Origin of the sequence: Burkholderia semiarida, from assembly GCF_029268935.1 — a bacterium.
Classification (GTDB): domain Bacteria; phylum Pseudomonadota; class Gammaproteobacteria; order Burkholderiales; family Burkholderiaceae; genus Burkholderia; species Burkholderia semiarida.
The window spans coordinates 1,887,343-1,912,878 of the sequence record NZ_JAHLCL010000008.1 but is presented as its reverse complement, the minus strand read 5'-3'; the positions used below and the strand labels follow the sequence as shown (position 1 = coordinate 1,912,878).

27 protein-coding genes are annotated in these 25,536 nt (G+C 68.0%); 22 read left to right on the top strand and 5 right to left on the bottom strand.

The window, feature by feature from the left end; translation table 11 throughout:
* Positions 1 to 47: 47 nt before the first annotated feature.
* Positions 48 to 1,010 carry a helix-turn-helix domain-containing protein gene (locus KPB06_RS31710; RefSeq protein WP_059584388.1) on the bottom strand — a complete coding sequence of 321 codons (963 nt, stop codon included), beginning with the start codon at positions 1,008 to 1,010 and terminating at the stop codon, positions 48 to 50.
* Between the two features lie 241 nt (positions 1,011 to 1,251).
* On the opposite strand from KPB06_RS31710, the gene KPB06_RS31705 reads away from it, so the two are divergent.
* From KPB06_RS31705 to KPB06_RS31675, 7 genes are read left to right on the top strand one after another with little or no spacing between them, the layout of a single operon-like run.
* On the top strand, positions 1,252 to 2,409 hold the full coding sequence (locus tag KPB06_RS31705) for an amine dehydrogenase large subunit (RefSeq protein WP_059584390.1): 1,158 nt from the start codon (positions 1,252 to 1,254) through the stop codon (positions 2,407 to 2,409).
* A 7-nt stretch (positions 2,410 to 2,416) separates the two neighbouring features.
* Entirely contained in the window at positions 2,417 to 2,971 is a 555-nt protein-coding gene (locus tag KPB06_RS31700; RefSeq protein ID WP_059584391.1) for a MauE/DoxX family redox-associated membrane protein, read from the top strand.
* Complete coding sequence (gene mauD / locus KPB06_RS31695; RefSeq protein ID WP_275905720.1) at positions 2,968 to 3,603, top strand: methylamine dehydrogenase accessory protein MauD; 636 nt, start codon at positions 2,968 to 2,970, stop codon at positions 3,601 to 3,603. The genes KPB06_RS31700 and mauD overlap by 4 nt, the downstream gene beginning before the upstream one ends.
* Positions 3,604 to 3,642: 39 nt before the next feature.
* The gene (locus tag KPB06_RS31690) at positions 3,643 to 4,188 is read left to right on the top strand and encodes a methylamine dehydrogenase light chain (protein WP_059643247.1); all 546 of its coding nucleotides are present in this window, start codon (positions 3,643 to 3,645) and stop codon (positions 4,186 to 4,188) included.
* Positions 4,185 to 4,685, top strand: coding sequence for a c-type cytochrome (locus KPB06_RS31685; RefSeq protein WP_275905721.1), 501 nt, complete (start codon positions 4,185 to 4,187; stop codon positions 4,683 to 4,685). Before KPB06_RS31690 ends, KPB06_RS31685 begins: the two co-directional genes overlap by 4 nt.
* 59 nt (positions 4,686 to 4,744) lie before the next feature.
* Positions 4,745 to 5,212 (top strand): c-type cytochrome, encoded by a 468-nt coding sequence (locus tag KPB06_RS31680; RefSeq protein ID WP_226094018.1) that lies wholly within the window; start codon positions 4,745 to 4,747, stop codon positions 5,210 to 5,212.
* A gap of 33 nt (positions 5,213 to 5,245) precedes the next feature.
* Positions 5,246 to 6,751: an aldehyde dehydrogenase family protein gene (locus KPB06_RS31675; protein ID WP_275905722.1), complete on the top strand. Its 1,506-nt coding sequence runs from the start codon at positions 5,246 to 5,248 to the stop codon at positions 6,749 to 6,751.
* Positions 6,752 to 6,899: 148 nt separating this feature from the next.
* Here the strand turns inward: KPB06_RS31675 and KPB06_RS31670 are convergent, their stop codons facing one another.
* Complete coding sequence (locus KPB06_RS31670) at positions 6,900 to 7,067, bottom strand: hypothetical protein (RefSeq protein WP_155644555.1); 168 nt, start codon at positions 7,065 to 7,067, stop codon at positions 6,900 to 6,902.
* A gap of 445 nt (positions 7,068 to 7,512) precedes the next feature.
* Here KPB06_RS31670 and KPB06_RS31665 point away from each other — a divergent pair, with 445 nt between their 5' ends.
* The 6 genes from KPB06_RS31665 to KPB06_RS31640 all read left to right on the top strand — a co-directional run bounded on the left by KPB06_RS31665 (position 7,513) and on the right by KPB06_RS31640 (position 13,241).
* Positions 7,513 to 8,466 (top strand): choline ABC transporter substrate-binding protein, encoded by a 954-nt coding sequence (locus KPB06_RS31665; RefSeq protein WP_060011927.1) that lies wholly within the window; start codon positions 7,513 to 7,515, stop codon positions 8,464 to 8,466.
* Positions 8,467 to 8,527: 61 nt separating this feature from the next.
* On the top strand, positions 8,528 to 9,457 hold the full coding sequence (gene cdhC, locus KPB06_RS31660; RefSeq protein ID WP_059584402.1) for a 3-dehydrocarnitine:acetyl-CoA trimethylamine transferase CdhC: 930 nt from the start codon (positions 8,528 to 8,530) through the stop codon (positions 9,455 to 9,457).
* Positions 9,458 to 9,546: 89 nt separating this feature from the next.
* Positions 9,547 to 10,512, top strand: coding sequence for an L-carnitine dehydrogenase (locus tag KPB06_RS31655; protein WP_124862803.1), 966 nt, complete (start codon positions 9,547 to 9,549; stop codon positions 10,510 to 10,512).
* Between the two features lie 10 nt (positions 10,513 to 10,522).
* Positions 10,523 to 11,011 (top strand): thioesterase family protein, encoded by a 489-nt coding sequence (locus KPB06_RS31650; RefSeq protein WP_059584405.1) that lies wholly within the window; start codon positions 10,523 to 10,525, stop codon positions 11,009 to 11,011.
* 56 nt (positions 11,012 to 11,067) lie between these two features.
* Positions 11,068 to 12,024, top strand: a complete 957-nt coding sequence (locus KPB06_RS31645) for an alpha/beta hydrolase (protein WP_059584407.1) — start codon at positions 11,068 to 11,070, stop codon at positions 12,022 to 12,024.
* 23 nt (positions 12,025 to 12,047) lie between these two features.
* Positions 12,048 to 13,241: a TauD/TfdA family dioxygenase gene (locus tag KPB06_RS31640; protein WP_275905723.1), complete on the top strand. Its 1,194-nt coding sequence runs from the start codon at positions 12,048 to 12,050 to the stop codon at positions 13,239 to 13,241.
* A gap of 193 nt (positions 13,242 to 13,434) precedes the next feature.
* Here KPB06_RS31640 and KPB06_RS31635 read toward each other — a convergent pair whose 3' ends face one another.
* The 3 genes from KPB06_RS31635 to KPB06_RS31625 form a co-directional block, all read right to left on the bottom strand.
* Entirely contained in the window at positions 13,435 to 13,734 is a 300-nt protein-coding gene (locus tag KPB06_RS31635) for a DUF4148 domain-containing protein (RefSeq protein WP_050012329.1), read from the bottom strand.
* A 214-nt stretch (positions 13,735 to 13,948) separates the two neighbouring features.
* The gene (locus KPB06_RS31630) at positions 13,949 to 14,935 is read right to left on the bottom strand and encodes an oxidoreductase (RefSeq protein WP_275905724.1); all 987 of its coding nucleotides are present in this window, start codon (positions 14,933 to 14,935) and stop codon (positions 13,949 to 13,951) included.
* A 166-nt stretch (positions 14,936 to 15,101) separates the two neighbouring features.
* Complete coding sequence (locus KPB06_RS31625; protein ID WP_006484717.1) at positions 15,102 to 15,392, bottom strand: DUF3331 domain-containing protein; 291 nt, start codon at positions 15,390 to 15,392, stop codon at positions 15,102 to 15,104.
* A gap of 664 nt (positions 15,393 to 16,056) precedes the next feature.
* Here KPB06_RS31625 and KPB06_RS31620 point away from each other — a divergent pair.
* The 9 genes from KPB06_RS31620 (at position 16,057) to KPB06_RS31580 (ending at position 25,386) form a co-directional block, all read left to right on the top strand.
* Positions 16,057 to 16,821 carry an SDR family oxidoreductase gene (locus tag KPB06_RS31620; RefSeq protein ID WP_275905725.1) on the top strand — a complete coding sequence of 255 codons (765 nt, stop codon included), beginning with the start codon at positions 16,057 to 16,059 and terminating at the stop codon, positions 16,819 to 16,821.
* A 107-nt stretch (positions 16,822 to 16,928) separates the two neighbouring features.
* Positions 16,929 to 17,771 (top strand): ureidoglycolate lyase, encoded by an 843-nt coding sequence (locus tag KPB06_RS31615; RefSeq protein ID WP_226232790.1) that lies wholly within the window; start codon positions 16,929 to 16,931, stop codon positions 17,769 to 17,771.
* 23 nt (positions 17,772 to 17,794) lie between these two features.
* Positions 17,795 to 19,072 carry an L-fuconate dehydratase gene (locus tag KPB06_RS31610; protein ID WP_124657672.1) on the top strand — a complete coding sequence of 426 codons (1,278 nt, stop codon included), beginning with the start codon at positions 17,795 to 17,797 and terminating at the stop codon, positions 19,070 to 19,072.
* Between the two features lie 89 nt (positions 19,073 to 19,161).
* A complete protein-coding gene (locus KPB06_RS31605; RefSeq protein ID WP_124862815.1) occupies positions 19,162 to 19,938 on the top strand; it encodes an SDR family oxidoreductase in 777 nt (258 codons plus the stop codon).
* Positions 19,939 to 19,950: 12 nt separating this feature from the next.
* Entirely contained in the window at positions 19,951 to 21,489 is a 1,539-nt protein-coding gene (locus KPB06_RS31600) for a sugar ABC transporter ATP-binding protein (protein WP_059584414.1), read from the top strand.
* 26 nt (positions 21,490 to 21,515) lie between these two features.
* Positions 21,516 to 22,553, top strand: coding sequence for an ABC transporter permease (locus tag KPB06_RS31595; protein ID WP_059584416.1), 1,038 nt, complete (start codon positions 21,516 to 21,518; stop codon positions 22,551 to 22,553).
* Positions 22,554 to 22,647: 94 nt separating this feature from the next.
* Positions 22,648 to 23,589 carry an ABC transporter substrate-binding protein gene (locus tag KPB06_RS31590; protein ID WP_059502372.1) on the top strand — a complete coding sequence of 314 codons (942 nt, stop codon included), beginning with the start codon at positions 22,648 to 22,650 and terminating at the stop codon, positions 23,587 to 23,589.
* Between the two features lie 70 nt (positions 23,590 to 23,659).
* The gene (locus tag KPB06_RS31585) at positions 23,660 to 24,550 is read left to right on the top strand and encodes an L-fucono-1,5-lactonase (RefSeq protein WP_124657673.1); all 891 of its coding nucleotides are present in this window, start codon (positions 23,660 to 23,662) and stop codon (positions 24,548 to 24,550) included.
* 68 nt (positions 24,551 to 24,618) lie between these two features.
* A complete protein-coding gene (locus tag KPB06_RS31580) occupies positions 24,619 to 25,386 on the top strand; it encodes a FadR/GntR family transcriptional regulator (RefSeq protein ID WP_059584418.1) in 768 nt (255 codons plus the stop codon).
* Positions 25,387 to 25,536 lie beyond the last annotated feature (150 nt).

The window sequence follows — 25,536 nt, the reverse complement described above, 5'->3', positions numbered from 1 at the left end:
GCGCTCGCCGGACGTTCAAGCCCGATTATCGCGGGTTTTGCCGGCGCTCAGCGCGTTTTCGCACGATGCACCGTCCGGCGCACGGTCGTCGACGGCAATTCGCCGAACTGGGCTTTGTACGCGTTCGCGAAATGCCCGAGATGCATGAAGCCCCAGCGCGCGGCCGCCTCGCTGATCGGCAGGTCGGATTGCCGCGGGTCGAGCAGCAGGCGCCGGACCTGCGCGAGGCGCAGCGAGCGCGTGTAGTTGAGCGGGCTCGTCTGGACGACCGACTGAAAGCTGTTCTGCATCGTGCGCCGGCTCACGCGCAATTGCGTGCAGAGGCTCAGGATGTCGACCGGCGCTTCCGGGTGCTCGATCACGTAGTCGTGCACGCGGCGCACGATGTCGGCGTGGCAGGCGTGCGTGAGCCGGTTCGACGGCTCGGGCATCCGGTACGTGAGGAGATCGACGAGCACGTTGCCGACGTCGGCGCGCATCGAGCACTGCGCGCGGGCCGAATCGAACGTGTCGGGCGCCGACAGCACGCGTTCGAGCAGCGTCGCGAGCTGCACGCTCGCGCGTTCGCGTGCGGCGACCGGCACCTCGACGACGCCGCGCCGCAGCGCGCGTGCATCCAGCCGGACGTCGGCGGCATCTTCGATCTGCTGCATCAATTCGGGTTCGATGACCACGCCGATCAGCGACATGTCGTCGGGTGAATGGAGTTCGAACGGTATGCCGCCGCGCGCCATCACGATCGTGCCGCGTTCGAGGCGCGCGTCGCCGAACGCGAAGGTGCCCGAGCCGGTCAGAGGCATGCCGAACACCGTATGGCCGTGCGGCAAACATCCGCGCTGGATGATGCGCACGTTCGCCGCTTCCTGGAACAGCTGGACGCCATCGAGCACCGCGTATTTGACCGCGCTGCGATACGCGCCGGAGCCGATCTGGTCGTAACGCTGATTCCAGCCGCGCAGCGCCTCCGCATGCCGATCTGCGTCGTCGAACCTCTGATGAAACGCGAGCACGGCACCTCCGGCGATCGTTCGGACCGCGCAAGATTAAACCGACCGGGCGGTCGACGCAATACGGGCCAGCGCTATTCCGTGCGCGTGCTTCAGAGGGGCGCAACGCATGCCGCCGCGAGGCTTTCACGCACATTTCCGATATCCCGAATCGGCACGTACGCGTTGCCGGTCCGGGTGCTGGACGCATTTATTGTCGAACTACAGTCGCCTCACACAACGTGAATTCCCCACTGGAGGCGGCATGAGGACAAGGCGACGAACCGCGGCGCTCGCGGCGACGCTGGCATTGGCGGCGGCATGGGCCGGCAGCGCGAACGCGACGGAAAAACCCGAAGAGCTGGCCGTGCGGAAGATGCCGCCGTGGCATCCGCACGAGGTCTATGTCGTCGACATCTCGATGCCGTCGATGACCGACGGGCGCATCCACGTGTACGACGCCGATGCGAAGAAGCTGCTCGGCCAGATCGACGGCGGCTTCGCCCCCGGTTTCGCGATCTCGCCGGACCGCAAGACGAGCTTCGTCGCGACGACTTACTTCTCGCGCGGCTCGCACGGCACGCGCACCGACGTCGTCGAGATGATCGACAACACGACGCTCGATCACGCGGGCGAGATCGTGATTCCGGCGAAGCACGCGCAACACGTGCCGTCGCCGTACAACACCGCGTTCAGCGCGGACGGCAAGCGGCTGTACGTCGCGAACATCACGCCGGCCGCGTCCGTGACGGTGATCGACGCCGTCTCGAAGCAGGTGCTGTCGGAGATCGACATGGCCGCGTGCGTGCTCGCCTATCCGTCGGGTAACGACCGCTTCACCGCGCTGTGCGAAAGCGGCAAGGCGCTGACCGTCACGCTCGACGCGAACGGCAAGGAGGCGAAGCGCACGATGTCGGACGCGTTCATCGACGTCGACAGGGATCCGGCGTTCGTGAACGCGTCGCGGTACGACGGCGGCTATCTGTTCACCACCTACGGCGGCAACGTGCGTAGCGCCGATTTCAGCGGCGACAAGCCGGCGTTCGGCAAGCCGTGGCCGCTGCTGACGGACGCCGAGCGCGCCGCGGGCTGGCGCCCGGGCGGCCTGCAGCAGACGGCCGTGCACGCGAAGCAGCACCGTTACTACGTGCTGATGCACAAGGGCGCCGACGGTTCGCACAAGGATCCCGGCACGCAGGTGTGGGTATACGACCTGAAGACCAAACAGCGCGTCGCGCGCTGGGATCTCGCGCAGATGAAGGTCGAGCCGCTCGTGTCGATTCAGGTCAGCGAAGACGACAAGCCGCTCTTCTACGGGCTGACGGCGACCTCCGACCTCGTCGTGATGGACGCGCGCACCGGCGCGCTGCGGCACGTCGAGAAGCAGGTCGGCAATACGTCGTCGCTGCTCGTCAACCCGTGAGGCCGCGATGACACTCGATCCCGTACTCGCCACCGGCGCGCAGGCCGGCGCGGCCGCCGTCGTGCTGCTCGGCGCCTTCGCGAAGATGCGCCGGCCCGCCGCGTTCCGCCAGGCGCTTGCCGGCTACCGGCTGCTGCCCGATGCGCTGACCGCGCCCGTCGCATTCGCGATTCCGCTCGCGGAAGTGGTCGCCGCCGTGGCGCTGCTGTTTCCCGACACACGCGCGGCCGGCGCGAGCGGCCTGATCGCGCTGCTCGCGGCGTTTGCCGCCGGGCTCGCGATCAATCTGCTGCGCGGCCGCACCGACATCGACTGCGGCTGTTCCGGCTTCACGGCCGCGCGTGCGGACGCACCGCGCGGCATCGGCTGGCTGCATGTCGGCCGCGTGCTGCTGCTCGTCGCGCTGGCGGCGACCGCCTTCGTCGAGCCGGGCGTGCGCGCCATCGTGTGGCTCGACTACCTGACGCTGTTCTTCTCCGTGCTGCTGATCGTCTGCGCGCTGCTCACCGTCGACGTGCTGCTCGCCAACGTCCCGCGCCTTTCTCATCTGAGGAATTCATGATGCAAACCGCTCTCACCGTTTCCACCGCCCTGTTGTGGGTGGCCGTCCTCGCGCTCGGCGCGATCTGCCTCGCGCTGGTGCGCCAGATCGGCATCCTGTACGAACGCATCATGCCGGCCGGCGCGCTGATGATCGACAAGGGGCCGGCGGTCGGCACGATCGCGCCGACGTTCGAACTGGCCGACATCCGCGGGTCGCACGTGAAGGTCGGCGGCATCGATGCAGCGGGCAAGGCCACGCTGCTGTTCTTCCTGTCGCCGACGTGCCCGGTCTGCAAGAAGCTGCTGCCGCTGCTGCCGTCGCTGCAGGCCAGCGAGGCGACGCCGGTGAACATCGTGCTCGCGAGCGACGGCGATGCCGACGAACACACGCGCTTCGCGGGAAAGCACGACCTCGGGCGCTTCCCGTACGTGCTGTCGCGGGAGCTCGGCCTCGCTTATCAGATCGGCAAGCTGCCGTATGCGGTACTGCTCGACGAAACGGGCACCGTGCGCGCGAAGGGGCTCGTCAACACGCGCGAGCATCTCGAGAGCCTGTTCGAGGCGAAGGAGCGCGGCGTCGCGTCGTTGCAGCAGTTCGTGCACGGCGATCGCGGCCACGATGCCCACGACGCGCACGCGCGGCACGCATGACCGGCCGAACCTTTTTCAACGTCACTGGAGAACGACGACATGGGCGTGTTTGATTCATGGTTCGAGCGGTCGGCGCGCGGCGTCGCGCAGCACAGCTCGCGGCGCGGCGCGATGGCGAAGCTCGGCAAGGTGCTGGTGGGGTCGGCGCTTTTGCCGCTGCTGCCCGTCGACCGTACCGCGTATGCGGCCGAGGCGGTGTCGGGGGCGTCAGGCGCATCCGGTGCCGCCGCGGCGGGCGCGAGCGACGACCCGACGAGCTGCGACTACTGGAAATACTGCGCGATCGACGGCTGGCTCTGCAGCTGCTGCGGCGGCACGTCGAGCAGTTGTCCACCGGGCACGACGCCTTCGCCGATCACGTGGATCGGCACCTGCCGCAATCCGCACGACGGTTCGGACTACATCGTGTCGTACAACGACTGCTGCGGCAAGACCTCGTGCGGCAAATGCTTCTGCAACCGCAACGAGCGCGAGAAGCCGCTGTACAAGCTGTCGCTGAACAACGACATCAACTGGTGCATGGCGAACGGTAATTCGAATTACCACTGTTCGGTTTCGGTTCTGCTGGGAGCGGCAAAACAATGAAAATGACGCAGGCAGGAAAGATCGTCGTGGCGTGCATGGCAGCCGTGGCGGCCTTCGCGTGGCCCGCCGCGGCGGGCGCACAGGCAACCGTCCATTACCCGGCCGGGAAAAGCCTGTTCGACGCACAGTGCGTGGTGTGTCACCAGGCGGGCGGGAAAGGGCAGGACGGCCTCGCGCCGCCGCTGACCGAGTATCCGGGCAAATACGCGGCGGCGGAAGCGGGGCGAGCGCAACTGATCGCGACGCTGCTGCACGGGATGTTTGGCGAGATCGACGTGCATGGCAAGCGCTACAACTTCAAGATGCCGTCGTTCGCGAGCGCGAGCGACGACGACATCGCGCACGTGCTCAACTACGTCGTGTTCGACCTCAACGCGCAGCACGGCGACGCGAAACCGTTCACGGCCGCCGATATCCGCGCGGCGCGCGCGAAGCCGATGGACGGCGCGGCCGTGCATGCGCAGCGCGCGGCGGTGATCAAGGGGCTCGGCCTGTGAACGGCGTTCGCGCGCCGGCACGCGGCAGGCGGTGCGCGTTGGCGTCGCGGCTCGGCGGCATGTCGCATCGCCTGTCGTCCTGGCTGCTGCTGGCGGGCGCGGCGGCTTGCGCGTTCGCGACGCCCGCACGGGCCGACGGCGCGGCCGATGCCGCGCTCGCGCGGCAGCACTGGGTGCTCAACTGCATGGGTTGCCACACGGCCACGGGTGGCGGCATTCCCGGCAAGGTGCCGCCGCTCGCGAATTCGCTCGGCTATTTCACGCACCTGCCGGCCGGGCGCGAGTACGTGATGCGCGTGCCCGGCGCGTCGAACTCGGCGCTGTCGGATCGGGAACTGGCCGACGTGCTCAACTGGGTGCTGACGACGATGAACCGCGATGCGCTGCCGCGCGACTTCAAGCCGTATACGGCCGCCGAAGTCGCCGCGCACCGCCGTCCCGCATTGTCCGACGTCGCGACCGTGCGCGCCGGCCTCGTTCGCGCGTTGCAGGCGCGCGGGATCGACGGCGTCACGGATCGCTATTGACCGACTCATTCAACGATTCAAGGAAACGTGAACATGGAGACGAACCAAACCTTTGCGCTGCTCGACGCAACGCGCGCGTTTCTCGCGAAGCCGAAGAAGATGCTGATCGGCGCCGAATGGTGCGATGCCATGTCGGGCCGCGAACTCGATGTGGTGAATCCGGCCGACGGCACCGTGATCGCACGGGTGCCCGAAGCCGACGAGCGCGACGTGCAGCAGGCGGTCGCTGCCGCGCGCCGCGCCTTCGATGCGGGCCCGTGGCGCAGCGCGAAGACCACCGACCGCGAGCGCCTGATGCTCGCGCTCGCCGACCTGATCGAAACCCACGCGCGCGAGCTTGCCGAGATCGAATCGCTCGACAACGGCAAGCCGGTGATGGTCGCGCAGGGGCTCGACGTCGCGATGGCCGCGCAATGCTTCCGCTACATGGCCGGCTGGGCGACGAAGATCGAAGGCAGCGTGATCGATGCCGGCATGCCGTACCTGCCGGACAGCGAGATCTTCGCCTATACGCGCAAGGAGCCCGTCGGCGTGGTCGGCGCGATCATTCCGTGGAATTTCCCGCTGCTGATGGCCGCATGGAAAATCGCGCCGGCGCTGGCGACCGGCTGCACCGTCGTGCTGAAGCCCGCCGAGGACACGCCGCTGAGCGCATTGCGGCTGGGCGAGCTGATCCAGGCGGCCGGAGTCCCGGACGGCGTCGTCAATATCGTCACCGGCTACGGTCACACGGCCGGCGCGGCGCTGTCGCGCGATCCGCGCATCGACAAGATCGCGTTCACCGGATCGACGCAGACGGGCAAGACGATCGGCCACGCGGCGCTCGACAACATGACGCGGATGTCGCTGGAACTCGGCGGCAAGTCGCCGGTGATCGTGCTGCCCGACGTCGATCTCGACAAGGCCGCGCTGGGCGTCGCGAACGCGATCTTCTTCAATCAGGGGCAGGTGTGCACGGCCGGGTCGCGCGCGTACATCCACGCGAAGGTGTTCGACGGCGTGATCGAGCGCGTCGCGAAGATCGCCGCGAGCCTGAAGATCGGCCCGGGGATGGACCCGGCCACGCAGGTCGGCCCGCTCGTGTCGGCGAAGCAGCGTGAGCGCGTATGCGGTTACATCGACTCGGGGTTTGGCGACGGTGCGCGCGCGGCGGCGGGCGGCCGCGCGATCGACGGCCCCGGCTTCTTCGTCGAACCGACGGTGCTGGTCGATACGACGCATGCGATGCGCGTGGTGCGCGAGGAGATTTTCGGGCCGGTGCTCGTCGCGATGCCGTTCGACGACGTCGACACGGCCGTACGGCTCGCGAACGACACCCCGTATGGCCTCGGCGCGAGCATCTGGTCGAACGATCTTGCAGCGATCCACAAGCTGATTCCGCGTATTGCGGCCGGCACCGTGTGGGTCAACTGCCACTCGCTGCTCGACAACGCGTTGCCGTTCGGCGGGATGAAGCAGTCGGGCTTCGGCCGCGAGCTCGGCCGCGCGGTGATCGATCAGTACACGGAAAGCAAGTCGGTGATGATGAACTACGCGTGAGCGTCGCGGCGAATGCGTGCGTTTCCGGCGTATCGGGAACGCAAGCGCGGCCGTCACGCGCGGATCAGCCCCCCCCCGACGATGACGCACGCCGCGCCGGCGACGCGGATCGCGCTCGCCGAATGCCGCGCGATGCCAGGTATGCCGATCAGACGTTGTATCCCGCGTCGCGCATCAACTGGCGTGCCGCATCGCCGCGCGGGGCCTCCTCATCGAATCGCGCGCGAAGTTTCGCATCCGCGCCGCGCATCACGCCGCGGTACATGGGCGCGATGAGGGCGACAAGGGCGACGACGAAGAAAGCGGCAAGCATCATGGTGTTCCTTGGCGGAAAGATCGAAGACTGACGTCGCGACGGGCGGCCGTGTCCGTCTGCATTCGTTCCGGCGACGCGCGACGTCCGGGCCCGGTGCGGCACGGCAACGGGGCGAGCCGCGCGCGAACGCCCGGCGACTGCCAGCATAGGGCCGGCCCACGGCATCCGGCAACGCGTCGGAAATCCGTCAGCAACACCGTGACGGAATCGAAAGGTGTGCGCCGCATCCGGGCAATCCGGCGGATCTCCATAAAAACCCCAAACCCCCGTCTGTCAAGCCTCGGACGAAACCTAGTGGTTTCCACTCATAGTCGCAAACAGGCAAGAACAGGTCGCCGCCGGTCTTCTCGCGGCGAATATGGCTCGTTACTTTTACTCCCACGATGCAGGCCGGCGCACACTTCGCGCACCGGCTGCCGCGAGACCAACCGGGAGGAATCGAACCATGAAGTCGACGAAGATCGCCGCGCTTGCCGCGGCCGTGCTGGCGACGGGCGCGTTCACGCAGGCCGCGCTGGCCGAGACGGAGGCCGCCACCTGCCGCACCGTGCGTTTCGCGGATATCGGCTGGACCGACATCACGTCGACCACCGCGCTCGCGTCGACCGTGTTCGAGGCGCTCGGCTACAAGCCGACCACGACGATCGCATCGGTGCCGATCTCGTTCGCCGGCCTCAAGAGCAAGCAGCTCGACGTGTCGCTCGGCTATTGGTGGCCCGTGCAACAGAAGCAGTTGCAACCGTTCCTCGACAGCAAATCGATCAACGTCGTCGAGCCGCCGAACCTGTCCGGCGCGAAGGCGACGCTCGCGGTGCCGAGCTACGTGTACCAGGCCGGCCTGAAGACCTTCGACGACATCGCGAAACACCGCGCGGAACTCGACGGCAAGATCTACGGGATCGAGCCGGGCAGCAGCGCGAACGCGACGATCCAGAAGATGATCGACACGAACCAGTACGGGCTCGGCGGCTTCAAGCTCGTCGAATCGAGCGAGGCCGGGATGCTCGTGACGGTCGAGCGCGCGATTCGCGAGAAGAAGTGGGTCGTGTTCCTCGGCTGGGAGCCGCACCCGATGAACATCCAGCTCAGCATGAACTACCTGTCGGGCGGCGACGCGGCGTTCGGGCCGAACTACGGCGAGGCGCGCGTGTACACGCTCACCGCGCCCGACTTCATCGCGCGCTGCCCGAACGCGGGCAAGCTCGTGATGAACCTGCGCTTCTCGACGCAGCTCGAGAACCAGCTGATGCAGTCGGTGATGAACAAGACCAAGCCGGCCGAGGCCGCGAAGGCGTACCTGAAGAAGAACCCGCAGGTGCTCGATCCGTGGCTCGCGGGCGTCAAGACGTTCGACGGCAAGGACGGCCTGCCAGCCGTGAAGGCGTATCTCGGCCTGTGATGGCCGGCGCCCGCGCGCTACCCGCAATGCGACACAACCCGAATCAAGCGAGGCATCCAGCATGAATCACGAAGTCATCATCACCTGCGCCGTCACCGGCGCGGGCGATACGGTCGGCAAGCATCCGGCCATTCCCGTCACGCCGAAGGAGATCGCGGCCGCCGCGATCGAAGCCGCGAAGGCCGGCGCGACGGTCGCCCACTGCCACGTGCGCGATCCGCTAACGGGGCGCGGCAGCCGCGACCCGAACCTGTATCGCGAGGTGGTCGACCGCATCCGCTCGGCCGACGTCGACGTGATCATCAACCTGACAGCTGGCATGGGCGGCGATCTCGAGATCGGCCCCGGCGAGGACCCGATGCGCTTCGGCAAGGGCACCGATCTCGTCGGCGGCCTCACGCGTCTCGCGCACGTCGAGGAACTGTTGCCCGAGATCTGCACGCTCGACTGCGGCACGCTGAATTTCGGCGACGGCGATTACATCTACGTATCGACGCCCGCGCAGTTGCGCGCCGGCGCGAAGCGCATCCAGGAGCTCGGCGTGAAGCCGGAGCTGGAAATCTTCGATACGGGCCATCTGTGGTTCGCGAAGCAGTTGCTGAAGGAAGGGCTGCTCGACGATCCGCCGCTGTTCCAGTTGTGCCTCGGCATTCCGTGGGGCGCGCCGGCCGACACCGGCACGATGAAGGCGATGGTCGACAACCTGCCGCCGGGCGCGCACTGGGCCGGCTTCGGAATCGGCCGCATGCAGATGCCGATGGTCGCGCAGGCGATGCTGCTCGGCGGTCACGTACGCGTGGGACTCGAAGACAACATCTGGCTCGACCGCGGCGTGCATGCGACCAACGGCACGCTCGTCGAGCGCGCGCGCGAAATCATCGAACGGCTCGGCGGCCGCGTGCTGACGCCGGCCGAAGGCCGCCGCAAGCTCGGCTTGCCGGCGCGCGGCGAGCGTCCGCTCGAACGCCGCGCGATCGCCGAATTCGCGTGAGCTTTTTCACCCACTGACCGGCATGACACGGCGGCGTGCGTCCACGCGCGGCCGCCATCGATTTCCCCTGATTCGAAGGATGCGTTGACATGGCTGTGAAGACCGACATCAAGACGTTCGCCGCGATCGGCACCGGCGTCATCGGCAGCGGATGGATTTGCCGTGCGCTCGCGCACGGTCTCGACGTGGTCGTGTGGGACCCGGCGCCCGGCGCCGAAGCACGGCTGCGCGCGAACGTCGCGAACGCGTGGCCCGCGCTCGAGCGCGTCGGCCTCGCGCCGGGCGCCGATCCGGCGCGGCTGCGGTTCGTGTCGACGATCGAAGCGTGCGTCGCCGATGCCGATTTCATCCAGGAAAGCGCGCCCGAGCGCGAGGCGCTGAAGCTCGAACTGCACGAGCAGATCAGCCGCGCGGCGAAGCCGGACGCGATCATCGCGTCGTCGACGTCGGGGCTGCTGCCGACCGACTTCTATGCGCGTGCGACGCATCCGGAGCGCTGCGTGGTCGGCCACCCGTTCAATCCGGTCTACCTGCTGCCGCTCGTCGAGGTGCTCGGCGGCGCGCGCACGTCGCCGGAAGCGGTCGAAGCCGCGATGGAGATCTACCGCAAGCTCGGCATGCGGCCGCTGCACGTGCGCAAGGAAGTGCCGGGCTTCATCGCGGATCGTTTGCTCGAAGCGTTGTGGCGCGAGGCGCTGCATCTCGTCAACGAAGGCGTCGCGACGACCGGCGAGATCGACGACGCGATCCGTTTCGGCGCGGGCATCCGCTGGTCGTTCATGGGCACGTTCCTGACCTATACGCTCGCCGGCGGCGACGCGGGCATGCGACACTTCATGCAGCAGTTCGGCCCCGCGCTCGAACTGCCATGGACGAAGCTGGTCGCGCCCAAGCTCACCGACGCGCTGATCGACAGCGTCGTCGAAGGCACGACCGAGCAGCAGGGCACGCGCAGCATCAAGGAACTCGAACGCTATCGCGACGAGTGCATCACCGAGGTGCTGAAGGCGATCGCCGCGGTGAAGGCGCGGCACGGGATGCGATTCGAGGAATAAAGGACTGGCGATGACGGGCGATACCCCGCTGACGATTTACCGCGACGTGGTGCGGCCCGAATGGGTCGACTACAACGGCCACCTGCGCGATGCGTTCTACCTGCTGATCTTCAGCTTCGCGACCGATGCGTTGCTGGATCGCATCGGCCTCGACGACGCCGCGCGTCGCACGCGGGGCCGCTCGGTCTACACGCTCGAAGCGCACGTGAACTACCTGCACGAGATCAAGGAAGGCACGCCGGTGCGCGTCGATGCGCGCGTGCTCGCGCACGACGCGAAGCGGCTGCACCTGTATCTCGAACTGTTCGCGCAAGGGCATGACGACGCGGTATCGGCGAGCGAGCAGATGCTGCTGCACGTCGATACGCGCGACGGCGCGAAGTCCGCGCCGTTCGACGACGACGTGGCCGCGCGCGTGGCTGAACTGCATGCATTGCAGCGCGATCGCGCGGCGCCCGCTTACGCCGGCCGTGTGATTGCGCTGCCGCCGCGCCGCTAGCGGCGTGCTTCACCGTTCGATCTTCGACCTTCCACTTCCACCGCGGAGCGCACACGATGCTCGAACCGGAAATCGCGGCGTTCGTCGCGGCCGTCGACGCGTGGTATCCGGCCGATGCGGCGGCGCGCCCGCCCGGCGAGCAGCGCCGCCTCTACGACCGCTTCGCGGCCGAATGGACGCCGGCCGCGCTGCCCGCCGGCATCGTGCAGCAGAACGCCGAGTGGCACGCGCCGGACGGCCGCACGATCGCGCTGCGGCGCTATACGTGCGTGCACGGCGCGCCGCGCGGCACGGTGCTGTTTTTTCATGGCGGCGGTTTCGTCGTCGGCTCGCTCGACAGCCATGCGTTGATCACCGCGCAACTGGCGGCCGATACCGGCCTCGACGTGATCGCGGTCGACTATCGGCTGGCGCCCGAACACCGTGCGCCGGCCGCGCTTGAAGATTGCCTGGCCGTCACGCGTGCCGCACGCGATGCACGCTGGCCGTTCGGGCGCTGCGTGCATCCGCTGACGCTCGCGGGCGACAGCGCGGGCGGGATGCTCGCGGCGGCGGTGGCGACCGCGCTGCGCGATGCGGGCGAAAGCGGCGTGGACGGCATCGCGCTCGTCTATCCGATGCTCGGCTTCGAACCGCAATCGCCCGCGCGCGAAGCCGAAGCGCACGCGCCGATGCTGACGCTCGACGACGTGCACCGCTATCGTGAGCTGTACTGGAGCGGCAGCCTTCGCGACGTGCTGCGCGACGGCGATCCGCTGCTGCGTGCGTCGGTGCCGCTCGAAGCCACTCGCTTCGACGGGCTGCCGCCGGTGCTGGCGATCGGCGCGGAGCATGATCCGCTGCGCGACGATGCGCGCGTGTACGTCGAGCGGATTCGCGCGGCCGGCGGCGTCGCGCACTACTGGATGGGAGAGGGGCTGGTGCACGGCTGCTGGCGCGCGCTCGGGACGAGCCCGCAGGCCGCACGGATGCACCGGACGGTCGGCGGGTTCTTGCTCGCACCATACGCGTAGCGGGCGTTTTCCGGGAGGCAACGATGCAGGCAGCAGCGCAACACCGTATCGAGGACTGGCGGACGTTTTCGGCCGACGCGGCCATCGCGTCGGCGACGATCGGCGATGGCGCGGTGCACGTCGAGTGGAGCGACGCGCGACGATCGCCATTTCATTTCGACTGGCTGCGCGACAACTGCGCGTGTTCGGCGTGCGTGCATGCGATCACGCGCGAACAGGTGTTCGAGATCGCCGATGCGCGCGACGATCTGTCCGCGCTCACCGTGCACGTCGAAACCGACGGCGCGCTGCATGTGGAATGGAACGACGGGCACCGCAGCGCGTGGTCGCCGGGATGGTTGCGTGCGCATGCGTACGACGATGCGTCGCGCGCGGAGCGCGTGGCCGCGCACGGGCGGCACGTATGGACCGGCGACGATGCAACGGCGATCGGTGTGTTCGCGTGGCGCGACGTGATGGATGACGACCGCGCGTTGTTCGCATGGCTCGGCGCATTGCAGCGCACGGGGCTCACGCTCGTCGAGGGCGTGCCGGCCGAGCGCGGCCGCGTGGACGAGATCGCGCGCCGCGTCGGCCTGATCCGCGAAAGCAATTTCGGCGTGCTGTTCGACGTCGAATCGAAGCCGCGCCCGGACAGCAATGCGTATACGTCGCTGAATCTGCCGCCGCACACCGACCTGCCGACGCGCGAATTGCAGCCGGGCGTGCAGTTCCTGCATTGCCTTGCGAACGATGCGACGGGCGGCGACAGCATCTTCCTCGACGGCTTCGCGCTCGCGGATGCGCTGCGGCGCGAACATCCGGACGATTTCGAGCGGCTCGCGTCGACGCCGTTCGAGTTCTGGAACAAGAGCGAGAACAGCGACTACCGCTGTTCGGCGCCGGTGATCGGGCGCGATGCGCGCGGCAACGTGACGGAAGTGCGTGTCGCGAACTTCCTGCGCGGGCCGCTCGATGCGCCGGCCGGCTCGGTGGCGGCCGTCTATCGCGCGTACCGGCGGTTCCTCGCGCTGGCGCGCGAACCGCGCTTTCGCGTGCAGCGCCGACTGCGGGCGGGCGACATGTGGGCGTTCGACAACCGGCGCGTGCTGCATGCGCGCACGGCGTTCGAGCCGTCGACGGGCCGCCGGCACTTGCAGGGCTGCTACGTCGATCGCGACGAGTTGCTGTCGCGGTGGCGGGTGCTGTCGCGGTCGGTGCCGGCCGCGGTGCGCTGACCCGCGCACACGGCGCATTCACGCACGCCTTTTCGGGGAAAAAGCACCCGGACGCGAGGCGTCCGGGCGAAGCCACCCGCTGCCGGGCGGCGGAGGTATGCGTTTCACAAAGAACACGAGCCCCGCGAACGGGGCTCGTCAGGACTGCGTGACTTCATCGCGCGACGCGCGGCGCCCGCCGGGGCGCCTCGGCTTACTGGCCGAAGAAGATCGAGTCGCGTGCGTTCGACGAAGCGGCAGCCGGTGCGCCCGAGTGGACGAGCGGCGCCGGTTGCGCGCCGTAGCCGCTGGTGTCGGCGCCATGCACGCGCGCTTCGGCGCTCTGGATGTCGTTCGGGTAGTACGGGCTCGACACGCCCGGCTTGTAGCCGGCTTGTTCGAGCTGGACGAGTTCGTTGCGCACTTGAGCGCGCGTCACGGTGCTTTGGGCAAACGCGCCGAACGAAGCGGACAGGGCGGCAGCGGCAACGACTGCGGAAACGAGCGATTTCATGGTGACCTCCGGTGTTTTATTGAGTTCGCTCCCGACACCATGTCTTGAGCGATTGATCAAATCTTAGTCACCGGCGTGTTCAGGGTAAACGCTGATTTTGACGATAAATTGTTTCCTGGCTGGTAACAGTGCGGCGTCGAATCAGTCTTTCAACGGGCTTTCTTTTCGGTGGGCGTAATAAGTATGAAGAATGTTGCGGCGGGCGGTGCGCGGTTCAGCGTGCCTCGGCCGCCGTGTCGAACGGCCGGCGCTGCGAGCGTCCGGCGGGCGCGTCGGCGCTGAGAAAGCGCACACCCGTCGCGGCTTCCGATGCTTCCCACAGCAACGCCGCGGAGGCCGCATTGCGCGCCGCGCGCGGCACGCTCGCCGGCGCCGGCAGCCCGCGCGATTCGAACCAGCCGGACGGACCGATGTACGCGCCGCCGGCCAGAACGGGCGACGTCGCCGCATGAATCGCCGGCAGCGCGCCCTGGTCGGCCGGCTGGGCGAGATAACGGTTCGCGGCACGCATCAGCGCGGCGCGGGCGGGCGAGCGGTCCATCGCCGGGCCCGCGAACTGCAGGTTGGTCGCCGCGTAGCCGGGGTGCGCGGCCACGCTGATGCCGGCGAACGCCGCGCGTTCGAAGCGGCGCTGCAACTCGAGCGCGAACACGAGGTTCGCGAGCTTGCTGTCGCAGTAAGCGAGATAACGGTTGTAGCGCTGCGCGGCGCGCAGGTCGTCCACGCGAATCCGACCGCCGCGGTTGAAGCCGCTCGACATCGTGACGACGCGCGGCCGGCGCGCGGCGCCCAGCGCCGGCAGAAGATGGCCGGTCAGCGCGAAATGGCCAAGGTGGTTGGTGCCGAACTGCATCTCGAAGCCGTCGCGCGTATGCCGCAGCGGCAGGAACATCACGCCGGCGTTGTTGCACAGGATGTCGACGCGGCCGTGGCGTTCGCCGACGTCGGCCGCGAAGCGCGCGATCGACGCGAGATCGGCGAGGTCGAGCGGATCGACTTCGACGCGTGCATGAGGATGAAGCCGGCGGATCGCGTCGGCCGCCTGCGCGCCGCGTGCGGCGTCGCGGCAGCCCATCACGACCGTCGCGCCTTTCGCGGCCAGCGTTTCCGCGAGCTGCCAGCCGAGGCCGCTGTTGGCGCCCGTCACGACCGCGACCTTGCCGCCTTGCGCCGGCACGTGGCGCGCGCTCCATGCATGCATGTCTGCCTCCATCGGCGCGACCGGTCGGCCGCGACACGTAATCGTTACATCGAGTGATGTAACGATAGTGCGGACGGACGTCGCAGACAAGCAGGAGAATTAGACCGGCGCTTCTAGGGCTGGCATATGGCGTGGCACCGCCAGCCCGGCGCACGGCCGGCAGGCGTTACCTGCTGCCGGCCAGCGCGAGCACCTCGGCGGCGGAGATCATGGCGGCGGCGTTCGCGGGGGCCGGGCGCTCGGCCGGGCGGAACACTTCGTCGCCGCGGTGGATGACCTGGCGCGACAGCGCGCAGGTACCGGTGCGCTGCGCGAAGCGGCGGCGCCAGCGTTGTTCGCCGTAGTGACAGCGGCCGGGTTCGACCCAGCGCACGACGAGCAGCGTATCGGAACGTTCCAGAATTTCGACGTGGACGTCGGCGGGATCGAGCGCAGGCAGGGATTTGGAGGCCTTCATTTTGCCGTTTCCTAAAGCTCGTGCGGTTTCGGCCGTGGCAGTGGATGTCACTACCCGATGGCGAATCCGTAGCGGTTTCCATGAGTGGTGCGCTAAATGTAAGCGTCTGTGACCGGAAAAAACATCCTGCCCGGCTCGAATTACCTTTTGCCGATTTAGAAACAATCCACGCTTATTTTCTTGAAAAACCATGAACAAAAAGCCCCGGACGGAAAGTCCGGGGCGGAAAATCGGGCCGCGCGCCGTGTCTGCTCGCCCAGTCACGGGATACATCGCCGGGGGACGGAGGTGCCCGCAGGGATCCGGCGCGGGCAGGGGGGCGATGTACCGGAAGCGCGGTCCGGCAGCACCATGATGACGTGCGCCACCCGTTGACACCCTGACGCGAACATGACTTTTTTGTCAGTTTACGTTGTCCGCCGCTCCGGGCGTTGCCCGGTGTTCGGCTGGAAGGCCCGCTGGTATTGGGTTTGAGCGGACCGCGGGGTGGTGCTTCAACGCCGCTCGCCCGCCGAATTCTTGCGCCCGACGGATTGAGCAGCCCTGGGTAAATACTGAATCCCAAGTTCGTGACAAACACGCCGTCCCTTCCTATGATTGGTTGGACCTTTAGTCCTTTGTGCCAATCGGCCGACTGGCGGCCGGCTTTTTCGGAGACATGCTCATGAGATTGCGGGGCAAACGCGCGCTGGTGACGGCGGCCGGGCAGGGCATCGGCCGCGCGACCGCGCTGCGGTTCGCGAGCGAGGGCGCCGACGTGCTGGCGACGGACGTCAACGAAGCCGCGCTGGTGCGGCTCGAGGCCGACGCCGAGCGTGCGGGCGGCCGGCTGGTCACGCGGCGGCTCGACGTCACCGACGCGAGCGACATCACCGCGCTCGCCGCGAGCGAACGCGCGTTCGACGTGCTGTTCAACTGCGCGGGCTACGTGCACCACGGCTCGATCCTCGAGTGCGACGAAGACGCGTGGGCGTTCTCGCTGAACCTGAACGTCACGTCGATGTACCGGCTGATCCGCGCGCTGTTGCCCGCGATGCTCGAAGCCGGCGGCGCGTCGATCGTCAACATGGCGTCGGCCGCGTCGAGCGTGAAGGGCGTGCCGAACCGCTTCGTGTACGGCACCACCAAGGCGGCCGTGATCGGGCTGACCAAGGCGGTGGCCGCCGATTTCGTCGAGCGCGGCATCCGCTGCAACGCGATCTGCCCGGGCACGATCGAATCGCCGTCGCTCGAGCAGCGCATCGCCGACCAGGCGCGCACGCGCCACGTGTCCGCCGACGAGGTACGCCAGGCATTCGTTGCGCGCCAGCCGATCGGCCGCATCGGCACCGCGGACGAAGTGGCCGCGCTCGCGCTGTATCTGGCGTCCGACGAAGCGTCGTTCACCACCGGCACGATTCACCTGATCGACGGCGGCTGGTCGAACTGACCGCGTCTGGCCGACCGCGTCTGGCCGACCGCGTCTAGCCGACCGCGTCTAGCCGACCGCGTCTGCCCGACCACGCCTTCCCATTCACTTTCCGTTCAGACAACGACATGAAACTGCTGAGATTTGGCGACAAACACCACGAAAAGCCGGGCCTGCTGGATGCGCAGGGCCACATTCGCGACCTGTCCGGCGTGATCGACGATATCGCCGGCGACGCGCTGACCCCCGCGTCGCTCGCGCGGCTGCGCGATCTCGACCCGTCGTCGCTGCCGCGCGTCGACGGCACGCCGCGGCTCGGCGCGTGCGTCGGCCGCGTCGGCAAGTTCATCTGCATCGGGCTCAACTACTCGGATCACGCGGCCGAATCGGGGATGGAGGTGCCGAAGGAGCCCGTCGTGTTCGGCAAGTGGACGAGCGCGATCTCGGGCCCGAACGACGACGTCGAGATCCCGCGCGGCTCGGAGAAAACCGACTGGGAAGTCGAGCTCGGCGTGGTGATCGGCCAGGGCGGCCGCTATATCGACGAAGCCGATGCGCTGTCGCACGTCGCCGGCTACTGCGTCGTCAACGACGTGTCGGAGCGCGAATACCAGCTCGAGCGCGGCGGCACGTGGGACAAGGGCAAGGGCAACGACACGTTCGGCCCCATCGGCCCGTGGCTCGTGACGGCCGACGAAGTGCCCGATCCGCACGCGTTGCGGCTGTGGCTCGAGGTGGACGGCCACCGCTACCAGAACGGCACGACCGCGACGATGGTGTTCCGCGTGCCGTACCTGATCAGCTACCTGAGCCGCTTCATGAGCCTGCAGCCGGGCGACGTGATCTCGACCGGCACGCCGCCGGGCGTCGGCCTCGGGCAGAAGCCGCCCGTCTACCTGCGTGCCGGACAAGTGATCACGCTCGGCATCGACGGGCTCGGCGAGCAACGCCAGCGCACCGTGCAGGCCTGATTCCCTTTAACGGACGGTTCGTCATGCCTATCATTCGATCGATGCGCGTCCTCGACGTGCGCTTTCCGACCTCGCGCCAGCTCGACGGGTCCGACGCGATGAATCCGGACCCCGATTATTCGGCGGCCTACGTCGTGCTCGAAACCGACCGCGACGGGCTGGAGGGTCACGGGCTCACGTTCACCATCGGCCGCGGCAACGAAATCTGCTGCGCGGCGATCGACGCGATGCGTCACCTCGTCGTCGGCCTCGACCTCGACTGGATTCGCGAGGACATGGGCCGCTTCTGGCGGCACGTCACGTCGGATAGCCAGTTGCGCTGGATCGGCCCCGACAAGGGTGCGATCCATCTGGCGACGGGCGCCGTCGTCAATGCGGTATGGGATTTGTGGGCGAAGGCCGCCGGCAAGCCGCTGTGGCGGCTCGTCGCCGACATGAGCCCCGAGGAGCTGGTACGGGCGATCGACTTCCGCTACCTGACCGATTGCCTGCGCCCGGACGAAGCGCTCGACCTGCTGCGCCGGCAGGCGCCCGGCAAGGCCGCGCGGATCGCCGCGCTGGAGCGCGACGGCTACCCGTGCTACACGACGTCGGCCGGCTGGCTCGGCTACAGCGACGACAAGCTGCGCCGGCTGTGCCGCGAGGCGGTGGACGAGGGTTTCGACTACGTGAAGCTGAAAGTCGGCGCGAACCTCGAGGACGACATTCGCCGCGTGACGATCGCGCGCGAGGTGATCGGCCCCGAGCGCAAGCTGATGATCGACGCGAACCAGGTGTGGGAAGTGGACGCGGCGATCGACTGGGTGCGCGAGCTCGCGTTCGCGCGGCCGTGGTTCATCGAGGAGCCGACGAGCCCCGACGACGTCGAAGGGCATCGCAAGATCCGCGACGCGATCGCGCCGGTGCAGGTCGCGACCGGCGAGATGTGCCAGAACCGCGTGCTGTTCAAGCAGTTCATCGCGCGCGGCGCGATCGACGTCGTGCAGATCGATGCGTGCCGGCTCGGCGGCGTGAACGAGATTCTCGCGGTGATGCTGATGGCCGCGAAATACGGGCTGCCGGTGTGCCCGCATGCGGGCGGCGTCGGGCTGTGCGAATACGTGCAGCATCTGTCGATGATCGATTACGTGTGCATCTCCGGCACGAAGGAAGGGCGCGTGACCGAGTACGTCGATCACCTGCACGAGCATTTCGTCGAGCCGTGCGTGGTGCGCAACGCGGCGTACATGCCGCCGACCGCGCCCGGTTTCTCGATCGAGATGAAGCCCGAATCGCTGGAGCAGTACCGGTTCCGCGGCTGACGCGGGCGACGCACGACGGCGCGCGCTGTGCGCGTCGGGCGCACCCCGCGCGCCGTGCGCGGCGACAACATGAACGACGGAGACGCGAAGTGGATTTGAATCTGCAAGACAAGGTCGTGATCGTGACCGGCGGCGCGTCGGGCATCGGCGCCGCGATCTCGATGCGGTTGGTCGGCGAAGGCGCGATACCGGTGGTGTTCGCGCGCCACGCACCGGACGACGGCTTCTGGCGCGAACTCACGCGGAAACAGCCGCGCGCCGCGTGCGTCACGGTCGAACTGCAGGGCGACGCGCAGTGCCGCGACGGCGTCGCGCAAACCATCGCGCGCTTCGGCCGCATCGACGGGCTCGTCAACAACGCGGGCATCAACGACAGCATCGGTCTCGACGCCGGGCGCGATGCGTTCGTCGCATCGCTCGAACGCAACCTGATCCACTACTACGTGATGGCGCATTACTGCGTGCCGCACCTGAAGGCGGCGCGCGGCGCGATCGTCAACATCTCGTCGAAGACGGCCGTGACCGGGCAGGGCAACACGAGCGGCTATTGCGCGTCGAAGGGCGCGCAGCTCGCGCTGACGCGCGAATGGGCGGTCGCGTTGCGCGACGACGGCGTGCGCGTGAACGCGGTGATCCCGGCCGAAGTGATGACGCCGCTTTACCAGAACTGGATCGCCGGCTTCGACGACCCGCAAGCGAAGGTCGCGGAGATTGCCGGCAAGGTGCCGCTCGGCCGGCGCTTCACGACGGCCGACGAAATTGCCGACACGGCCGTGTTCCTGCTGTCGGAGCGCGCATCGCACACGACGGGCCAGTGGCTGTTCGTCGATGGCGGCTATACGCATCTCGATCGTGCGATCAGCTGAGGGCCGCGCGCGATGCAACCCGACCTGAACCCGAACACCGCCCCGCCGCTGATCGCGCTGACCGGCATCGGCAAGCGCTTTCCGGGCGTGCAGGCGCTCGACGATTGCCGTTTCGACCTGCGCGCGGGCGAAGTGCATGCGCTGATGGGCGAGAACGGCGCCGGCAAGTCGACGCTGATGAAGATTCTCGCGGGCGTGTACCAGAAGGACGAAGGCGAGATCCGGATGGACGGCCGCCCGGTGGAGATCGCCGATCCGCGCACCGCCCAGGCGCTCGGCATCGGCATCATCCATCAGGAGCTGAACCTGATGAATCACCTGAGCGTCGCGCAGAACATCTTCATCGGTCGCGAGCCGCGCGGCCGCTTCGGCGTGTTCGTCGACGAAGAGAAACTCAACCGCGACGCGGCCGCGATCTTCCGGCGGATGCGGCTCGATCTCGACCCGCGCACGCCGGTCGGCCGGCTGACGGTCGCGAAGCAGCAGATGGTCGAGATCGCGAAGGCGCTGTCGTTCGACTCGCGCGCGCTGATCATGGACGAGCCGACCGCCGCGCTGAACAACGCGGAGATCGCCGAACTGTTCCGCATCATCCGCGACCTGCGCGCGAACGGGGTCGGCATCGTGTACATCTCGCACAAGATGGACGAGCTGCGCCAGATCGCCGATCGCGTGACCGTGATGCGCGACGGCAAGTATGTCGCGACCGTGCCGATGGCGGGCACGTCGATGGAATCGATCATCTCGATGATGGTCGGCCGCCAGCTCGATACGGAAAGCCGCACGCCGCCCGATACGTCCGCGAACGAGATTGCGCTCGAGGTGCGCGGGCTGTCGCGCGGCCGCGCGATCCGCGACGTCGGCTTCACGCTGCGGCGCGGCGAGATCCTCGGCTTCGCCGGGCTGATGGGCGCGGGCCGCACCGAGGTCGCGCGTGCGGTATTCGGCGCGGATCCGGTGGACGCGGGCGAGATCCGCGTGCACGGCCGGGCCGTGACGATCCGCACGCCCGCCGATGCGGTGAAATATGGCATCGGCTACCTGTCCGAGGATCGCAAGCACTTCGGGCTCGCGGTCGGGATGGACGTGCAGAACAACATCGCGCTGTCGAGCATGCGCCGCTTCGTGCGCCGCGGCCTGTTCCTCGATGCGCGCGCGATGCGCGACGCCGCGCAGTCGTACGTACGGCGGCTCGCGATCCGCACGCCGTCGGTCGCGCAGCCCGCGCGACTGCTGTCGGGCGGCAACCAGCAGAAGATCGTGATCGCGAAGTGGCTGCTGCGCGACTGCGACATCCTGTTCTTCGACGAGCCGACGCGCGGCATCGACGTCGGCGCGAAAAGCGAGATCTACAAGCTGCTCGACGCGCTGGCCGCCGACGGCAAGGCGATCGTGATGATCTCGTCGGAGTTGCCGGAGGTGCTGCGCATGAGCCACCGGATTCTCGTGATGTGCGAAGGCCGCGTGACCGGCGAATTGCGCGCGGCCGACGCCACGCAGGAAAAGATCATGCAGCTCGCGACGCAGCGCGAGTCGACCGTGTTGTCCTGAATCAGACGCTCAGACGCCCAACGATCATGTCCAACGATACGCATCCCGTTCCGCCCCTGGCCACCGGCGACACGCCGGCCGCCGCATCGAGCCTGAAGTCGCGCTTCTTCAACCCGGCCGCGCGGCAGAAGCTGCTCGCGTTCGCGAGCCTCGTGCTGCTGATCGCGTTCTTCAGCTTCGCGTCGTCGAACTTCCTCGAAGTCGACAACCTCGTGTCGATCCTGCAGGCCACCGCCGTGAACGGCGTGCTGGCCGTCGCCTGTACGTACGTGATCATCACGTCCGGCATCGACCTGTCGGTCGGCACGCTGATGACGTTCTGCGCGGTGATGGCCGGCGTCGTGTTGACGAAGTGGGGGATGCCGCTGCCGCTCGGGATCCTGGCCGCGCTGTGCTTCGGCGCGCTGTCGGGCTGCGTGTCGGGCTTCGTGATCGCGAAGATGAAGGTGCCGCCGTTCATCGCGACGCTCGGCATGATGATGCTGCTCAAGGGGCTGTCGCTCGTGATCTCGGGCACGCGGCCGATCTACTTCAACGATACGCCGGGCTTCACGTCGATCGCGCAGGATTCGCTGATCGGCAACCTGATCCCCGCGCTGCCGATCCCGAACGCGGTGCTGATCCTGTTCCTCGTCGCGATCGGCGCATCGATCGTGCTGAATCGCACGATCTTCGGCCGCTACACGTTCGCGCTCGGCAGCAACGAGGAAGCGCTGCGGTTGTCCGGCGTGAACGTCGACGCGTGGAAGATCGCCGTGTACACGTTCAGCGGCGCGGTGTGCGGGATCGCCGGCCTGCTGATCGCGTCGCGGCTCAATTCCGCGCAGCCGGCGCTCGGGCAGGGCTACGAGCTCGATGCGATCGCGGCCGTCGTGATCGGCGGCACGTCGCTGTCGGGCGGCGCGGGCAGCATCGTCGGCACCATCATCGGCGCGTTCATCATGAGCGTGCTGACCAACGGGTTGCGCATCATGTCGGTCGCGCAGGAATGGCAGACGGTCGTGACGGGCGTGATCATCATCCTCGCCGTCTATGTGGACATCCTGCGCCGGCGCCGCCGCTGATGCACGCGCGCAGGAAGAAACGAACACGGGCACCCAGGCGCTGCACCGCCGGCCGGGCCGGCATTTCAGTCGATACCAACCAAGGAGACGCGAAGTGATCAGGAGCAAGGTGTTGAACGCGATCGTCGGGCTGACGTTCGCCGTCGGCGTCACGGCCGGCGCGCAGGCGCAGGAGACGTACATCCCGCTGATCTCGAAAGGCTTCCAGCATCAGTTCTGGCAGGCCGTGAAATCGGGCGCGACGCAGGCCGCGAAGGACTACAAGGTGAAGGTGACGTTCGAAGGGCCGGAAACCGAGGCGATGGTCGACAAGCAGATCGACATGCTGTCGGCCGCGATCGCGAAGAAGCCGGCCGCGCTCGGCTTCGCGGCGCTCGACAGCAAAGCCGCGCTGCCGTTGCTGAAGAAGGCGCAGGCCGAGAAGATCCCGGTGATCGCGTTCGATTCGGGCGTGGACAGCGACATTCCGGTGACGACGGCCGCGACCAACAACAAGGCGGCCGCCGCGCTCGCCGCCGACAAGCTCGCCGCGCTGATCGGCGACGAAGGGCAGGTGGCCGTGGTCGCGCACGACCAGACGAGCCGCACCGGCATCGACCGCCGCGACGGCTTCCTCGAACGGATGAAATCCGCGCACCCGAAGGTGCAGGTCGTGACCGTGCAGTATGGCGAAGGCGACCAGCTGAAATCGACCGAGGTGACGAAGTCGATCCTGCAGGCGTATCCGAAGCTCAAGGGGCTGTTCGGCACCAACGAGGGCTCGGCGATCGGCGTGGTCAACGGCGTACGCGAGATGAAGCGCAAGGTCGTGATCGTCGGCTACGACTCCGGCAAGCAGCAGAAGGATGCGATCCGCAGCGGGCTGATGGCCGGCGCGATCACGCAGAACCCGATCGGGATCGGCTACAAGACGGTCGAGGCGGCCGTGAAGGCGATCAAGGGCGAGAAGCTGCCGAAGGTCATCGATACCGGCTTCTACTGGTACGACAAGACCAATATCGACGATCCGAAGATCGCGGCGGTGTTGTACGACTGATCGTGGCGTGCCGGCGGCGATCGCGACGATGCGCGCCGCCGCTGCCGGGGCGATTGAACACGAGGGGATCATGGGCGCAGTGCGTATCGATTCGCATCAGCACTTCTGGCGTTATCGCGCGGCCGACTATCCGTGGATCGGCCCGGGCATGGGCGTGCTCGCGCGCGACTACCTGCCCGATATGCTCTGGCCGCAACTGCATGCGCAGGCGCTTGGCGCGTCGATCGCGGTGCAGGCGCGCGCCGGGCGCGACGAGACGGCGTTCCTGCTCGACCTCGCGCGCGACGACGCGCGCATCGCGGCGGTGGTCGGCTGGGAGGATCTCGGTGCGCCGGCGCTGGCCGACCGCGTCGCCGAGTGGCGCAGCCCGAAGCTGCGCGGCTTTCGTCATCAAGTGCAGGACGAAGCCGACGTCGGCGCGTTCGTCGCCGATCCCGGCTTCAACCGCGGTGTGGCGTGGCTGCAGGCGAACGGCTACGTGTACGACGTGCTCGTGTTCGAACGCCAGTTGCCGGAGGTCCGTGCGTTCTGCGCGCGGCACGATGCGCACTGGCTCGTGCTCGATCATTGCGGCAAGCCGGCGCTCGCCGAGTTCGGGCGCGACGACACGGCGTTCGCACGCTGGCGCGCGTCGCTGCGCGAGCTCGGCGCGCTGCCGCACGTCGCATGCAAGCTGTCGGGGCTCGTGACCGAGGCCGACTGGCGGCGCGGCCTGCGCGCGCAGGACATCCGGCATATCGAGCAGTGCCTTGACGCGGCGCTCGACGCGTTCGGCCCGCAGCGGCTGATGTTCGGATCGGACTGGCCCGTGTGCCTGCTCGCGGCGTCGTATGACGAGGTCGCGTCGCTGGTCGAGCGCTGGGCCGAATCGCGGCTGTCGGCGGCCGAGCGCGGCGCGTTGTGGGGCGGCACGGCCGCGCGTTGCTACGCGGTGCCGGGCGATGTGAAGCGCGGCATATAGAATAGGCGCGAGCGGTCTGTGCGATGCGTCGGGCCGTCCGCAACGAAACCGATTACCAGCGTCAACGTATGTCCATCCAGCCGATTCAGAACCGCCGCCTCTACCAGCAGATCGCCGACAAGCTCAGCGCGATGATCGAGTCGGGCGATTTCCCGCCGGGCAGCTATCTGCCGCCCGAGCGCGAGCTCGCCGAACAGTTCGGCGTGTCGCGCACGTCGGTGCGCGAGGCGCTGATCGCGCTCGAGGTGAGCGGGCTCGTCAGCGTGCGCGTCGGCGACGGCGTGAAGGTGCGCCTTCCTGAAACGGCGGCCGCGCCCGAACCCGCGCCGGCACCGGTCGGGACGGTCGCGCCGTTCTCGATCGTCGAGATCGATCCGGAGCTCGGCATCGCACTCGATCTCGATACCGAAATCCCGCCGTTCGCGCTGCTGCAGGCGCGCCGGCTGATCGAGCCGGAAGCCGCTTCGCTGGCCGCGCGGCACGGCTCGGACGCGCAGATCGAAGGTATCCACGAAGCGTTCCTGCGCAACCAGGACGACAACCGCAGCGGCTCGCTCACGCACCCGGGCGACCGGCTGTTCCATATCCGCATCGCGGAAGCGAGCGACAACGCCGCGTATGCGCTGATGATCAAGCAACTGCTGGCGCACAAGTACGACCCGATGTTCCAGCGGCTGCAGTCGCTGTACATGCCGAACGACATGCCGCACCGCTCGGAGCTGGAACACCGCGCGATCCTCGACGCGATCCGCGCGCGCGACCCCGACGGCGCGCGTCGCGCGATGGCCGAGCATCTCGATGAAGTGATCCGCATCTTTGGCCGTGCGCTCGACTGAGCGCGAGCCGATTCGCCGCATGGTCGGCCGCGGCCGACGCGATGCGGATTTTCGCGTGCCGATGCGGCGTGCGCATCGCACGAGGGTATCGGCCGCCGGGACAGAACGAACGCTGCGATGCGAGCGATGCGCGCCGGTCGATCGGCATGC

What these genes read in the sequence shown, in the direction of transcription:
- KPB06_RS31670 (WP_155644555.1), bottom strand. Translation starts at nt 7,067, where the DNA reads ATGATGCTTGCCGCTTTCTTCGTCGTCGCCCTTGTCGCCCTCATCGCG.
- KPB06_RS31625 (WP_006484717.1), bottom strand. Translation starts at nt 15,392, where the DNA reads ATGAAGGCCTCCAAATCCCTGCCTGCGCTCGATCCCGCCGACGTCCAC.
- KPB06_RS31665 (WP_060011927.1), top strand. Translation starts at nt 7,513, where the DNA reads ATGAAGTCGACGAAGATCGCCGCGCTTGCCGCGGCCGTGCTGGCGACG.
- KPB06_RS31595 (WP_059584416.1), top strand. Translation starts at nt 21,516, where the DNA reads ATGTCCAACGATACGCATCCCGTTCCGCCCCTGGCCACCGGCGACACG.
- mauD (WP_275905720.1), top strand. Translation starts at nt 2,968, where the DNA reads ATGATGCAAACCGCTCTCACCGTTTCCACCGCCCTGTTGTGGGTGGCC.
- KPB06_RS31585 (WP_124657673.1), top strand. Translation starts at nt 23,660, where the DNA reads ATGGGCGCAGTGCGTATCGATTCGCATCAGCACTTCTGGCGTTATCGC.
- KPB06_RS31645 (WP_059584407.1), top strand. Translation starts at nt 11,068, where the DNA reads ATGCTCGAACCGGAAATCGCGGCGTTCGTCGCGGCCGTCGACGCGTGG.
- KPB06_RS31580 (WP_059584418.1), top strand. Translation starts at nt 24,619, where the DNA reads ATGTCCATCCAGCCGATTCAGAACCGCCGCCTCTACCAGCAGATCGCC.
- KPB06_RS31635 (WP_050012329.1), bottom strand. Translation starts at nt 13,734, where the DNA reads ATGAAATCGCTCGTTTCCGCAGTCGTTGCCGCTGCCGCCCTGTCCGCT.
- KPB06_RS31675 (WP_275905722.1), top strand. Translation starts at nt 5,246, where the DNA reads ATGGAGACGAACCAAACCTTTGCGCTGCTCGACGCAACGCGCGCGTTT.
- KPB06_RS31690 (WP_059643247.1), top strand. Translation starts at nt 3,643, where the DNA reads ATGGGCGTGTTTGATTCATGGTTCGAGCGGTCGGCGCGCGGCGTCGCG.
- KPB06_RS31615 (WP_226232790.1), top strand. Translation starts at nt 16,929, where the DNA reads ATGAAACTGCTGAGATTTGGCGACAAACACCACGAAAAGCCGGGCCTG.
- KPB06_RS31650 (WP_059584405.1), top strand. Translation starts at nt 10,523, where the DNA reads ATGACGGGCGATACCCCGCTGACGATTTACCGCGACGTGGTGCGGCCC.
- KPB06_RS31640 (WP_275905723.1), top strand. Translation starts at nt 12,048, where the DNA reads ATGCAGGCAGCAGCGCAACACCGTATCGAGGACTGGCGGACGTTTTCG.
- KPB06_RS31680 (WP_226094018.1), top strand. Translation starts at nt 4,745, where the DNA reads ATGTCGCATCGCCTGTCGTCCTGGCTGCTGCTGGCGGGCGCGGCGGCT.
- KPB06_RS31600 (WP_059584414.1), top strand. Translation starts at nt 19,951, where the DNA reads ATGCAACCCGACCTGAACCCGAACACCGCCCCGCCGCTGATCGCGCTG.
- KPB06_RS31685 (WP_275905721.1), top strand. Translation starts at nt 4,185, where the DNA reads ATGAAAATGACGCAGGCAGGAAAGATCGTCGTGGCGTGCATGGCAGCC.
- KPB06_RS31655 (WP_124862803.1), top strand. Translation starts at nt 9,547, where the DNA reads ATGGCTGTGAAGACCGACATCAAGACGTTCGCCGCGATCGGCACCGGC.
- KPB06_RS31610 (WP_124657672.1), top strand. Translation starts at nt 17,795, where the DNA reads ATGCCTATCATTCGATCGATGCGCGTCCTCGACGTGCGCTTTCCGACC.
- KPB06_RS31620 (WP_275905725.1), top strand. Translation starts at nt 16,057, where the DNA reads ATGAGATTGCGGGGCAAACGCGCGCTGGTGACGGCGGCCGGGCAGGGC.
- KPB06_RS31700 (WP_059584391.1), top strand. Translation starts at nt 2,417, where the DNA reads ATGACACTCGATCCCGTACTCGCCACCGGCGCGCAGGCCGGCGCGGCC.
- KPB06_RS31630 (WP_275905724.1), bottom strand. Translation starts at nt 14,935, where the DNA reads ATGCATGCATGGAGCGCGCGCCACGTGCCGGCGCAAGGCGGCAAGGTC.
- cdhC (WP_059584402.1), top strand. Translation starts at nt 8,528, where the DNA reads ATGAATCACGAAGTCATCATCACCTGCGCCGTCACCGGCGCGGGCGAT.
- KPB06_RS31705 (WP_059584390.1), top strand. Translation starts at nt 1,252, where the DNA reads ATGAGGACAAGGCGACGAACCGCGGCGCTCGCGGCGACGCTGGCATTG.